The following is a 2,778-nucleotide window of genomic DNA, read 5'->3' as shown; positions in this document are numbered from 1 at the left end:
AAAAAACCGCCTTACAAAAGTTAGTTTTAATGTCCAACTTTTGTAAGGCGGTTCAAATAATTACTTGTGTTTTTTGTTTTCTACTATCGATAAAAGCATTAAGTCTAAAAATTTAAGAAATTTTTGCTTACCAGAACACAGTTTTTCTAACTCATTGGGTTTTACTAATTTGCTACTATCTATATTAGATATTATTTGATTTGCATAAAATAATTCATACTCATCCATTCTATTATGGCTGACACTGTACATAACATAATGATGTAACATATCTAGCACAGACATTGCATCGTAAACACTATATCCAAAGGACATAATTTCTTTAATAATATTACTTGCAAATTCTACTCCAATTCCAGTTGTAGGCGGATTCTTATATAAATAATGTAACGCCTTCATGTTTACAGAAAAGACATCATATTCATTAACACAAAAACTTTTAAGATATTCTAGGCCATGCAAATCAGACGGGATAACTACTTGATCATATAGATACACAGCTATTTCATTCACTAATTCCTGCTTATTTTTAAAATACCAATATATAGAAGCTGCTTTAATATCTAGACTATCAGCTAGCTTACGCATATTTAAATCTTCGTCTTTGTTTAAAATATCTAAACCAGCTAATACTATCGTTTCTTTAGAAAGTTGCATATTTATCACTCATTTCAATGTAAAAATATATTATTTTAAAATAACACATAATTGACTCTAACGTTGTTAGATGTTATTATCTAACAACGTTAGATAATTGTAACAAAGGAGGTCAACATGTCAATGTCGTTTTTAGAATTAAAAAATATTAAAAAATCGTATTACTTAGGCAAAGAAGAATTCAAAGTCCTTAAGGGAATTGATTTAAAATTTGAACGTGGTGAAATGGTATCCATTCTTGGAGAATCTGGTGGTGGAAAATCTACTTTAATGAACATCATCGGTGGACTAGATAGTAAGTATGATGGCGAAGTTTTACTAAATGGTAATTCTCTAAAACATGATACTAGTAAACAATTAGACGAATACCGAAGAAAAACAATTGGCTTCATTTTTCAAAGTTTCAATCTAATTAGCCATTTAACCATTTTAGATAATGTTTTAGTGTCATTGGAAATGACTGACCTAAGCAAAAAGGAACAAAGAACTAGAGCTGAAAACCTACTAAATAAAGTGGGATTAGGCGAACAAATGAAAAAATATCCTAATCAGCTATCTGGTGGTCAAAAACAAAGGGTTTCAATTGCTAGAGCCTTGGCATCTGACCCTGAAATGATTATTGCTGACGAACCTACTGGTGCTTTGGACCCTCAAAATACCGTAGAAATCTTAAAACTTTTAGATGACATCGCTAAAGATGGTAAATTAGTCTTAACCGTTACACATTCACAAAAAGTAGCTGATTATGGTAGCCGAATTGTACACATGACTAACGGTAAGATTGATGAAGATAAAAAACTAAAAGAAAAATATCCAGTTAAAAAACAAGAAACTTTAACATCCCGTGCCCTAAGTCAAAAGTCAATTTTTAACATGACTTTCGATAACATGAAATACAATTTAAAACGAAACTTATTAATTGTATTTGGTGGATTAATTGGATTATTCGCCGTATTGTTTATGCTAGGGCTAGGTAACGGGGTTCGTGGATACATCAATCATGAAATATACTCTCAAGTAAATCCTAATGCCGTAACTATTAACCATAAAGAGTCTAATAATCGCAATCAATTTACGCAAAGTGATATTAACAAAATCAAGAGTGTTAAAAACGTTAAAGATGTTAAGAAAAATTATATGGTGATGGGTGCTCAACTGAAGCTTAAAGATAAAGTAACTCAAGCCCAATACTTTAACACTATCAATAACGCTATGGTTACTAACACCGTTAAACATGGTCACAAACCTGGTGATAATGAAGTTTTAATCACCAAAGACAATGCCAAAGCACTTAATAAAAAGAGTCCTTACTCAGTAATTGGTAAGAAAATCCAAGTGGCATTTAATACTAACAAAGGAAATCAAACAGTCCCAGTTGTAAAAATATTGACTGTATCTGGAGTTAGCGATAGTCAAAGTCCATTAGTATTCGTTAACTATAAAACTATGGATAAGATGCTCGCATCAAATGGCATTAAAATGAAGCCTAACTTCTTAAGCGTGGACATCAGCGGCGGTGTGAACAATGTTGACCCTACTCAAAAGAACATTAACAATTTAAAAGTCAATGGCAAAAAAGCTTACTCAGTTAGCGGTGCCGGAACAATTGTTACTACTTTAAATACTTACATTAATCTGGCAGTTTATGTATTAGCTGCTATTGCTGGAATTTCATTATTAGTTTCAGCAATTATGATTATCGTAGTTCTATACATTAGTGTTTCTGAAAGAACAAAAGAAATTGGTATCTTAAGAGCACTAGGTGCAACGAAGGGTAACATTAGAATGCTATTTTTAGATCAAGCATTGTTATTTGGTATCTTCTCGTCAGTTGCGGCAATTATATTAGCATACGCAATTCAATTGCTAATCAATAATGCTACTACTGGCACGGCCATCAATTATTCAATGATGCAGATCACTTCTGGTAATGCTATCTTCACAATTATCATTGCTTTGATCATCAACTTATTTGCCGCTATTTTACCAGCAAATAAAGGTGCAAAACTTGATCCAATTGAAAGTTTAAGTCAAGATTAATGGATTTTTAAATAAAAAAGTTCTCTGATGTGAACCCCAAAAGTTAGACAACTTTTACTAGGATATTAATTCCAAATATTG

The 2,778-nt window shown here is 31.6% G+C and carries 2 protein-coding genes; one reads left to right on the top strand and one right to left on the bottom strand.

Going from position 1 to position 2,778, the window contains the following annotated elements; genetic code table 11:
* Nucleotides 1-60: 60 nt before the first annotated feature.
* On the bottom strand, nt 61-657 hold the full coding sequence (locus FD06_RS03150) for a TetR/AcrR family transcriptional regulator (protein ID WP_056966029.1): 597 nt from the start codon (nt 655-657) through the stop codon (nt 61-63).
* Between the two features lie 123 nt (nt 658-780).
* Here FD06_RS03150 and FD06_RS03145 point away from each other — a divergent pair, with 123 nt between their 5' ends.
* Nucleotides 781-2,697, top strand: coding sequence for an ABC transporter ATP-binding protein/permease (locus tag FD06_RS03145; RefSeq protein ID WP_056966030.1), 1,917 nt, complete (start codon nt 781-783; stop codon nt 2,695-2,697).
* Nucleotides 2,698-2,778: the final 81 nt, after the last annotated feature.

Origin of the sequence: Apilactobacillus ozensis DSM 23829 = JCM 17196 (assembly GCF_001435995.1) — a bacterium.
Taxonomy (GTDB): domain Bacteria; phylum Bacillota; class Bacilli; order Lactobacillales; family Lactobacillaceae; genus Apilactobacillus; species Apilactobacillus ozensis.
The sequence above is the reverse complement of the archived record's forward strand: the minus strand, read 5'-3'. Positions and strand labels throughout refer to the sequence as shown.

Coding starts and splice junctions, on each gene's coding strand:
- FD06_RS03145 (WP_056966030.1), top strand. CDS start 781: ATGTCGTTTTTAGAATTAAAAAATATTAAAAAATCGTATTACTTAGGC.
- FD06_RS03150 (WP_056966029.1), bottom strand. CDS start 657: ATGCAACTTTCTAAAGAAACGATAGTATTAGCTGGTTTAGATATTTTA.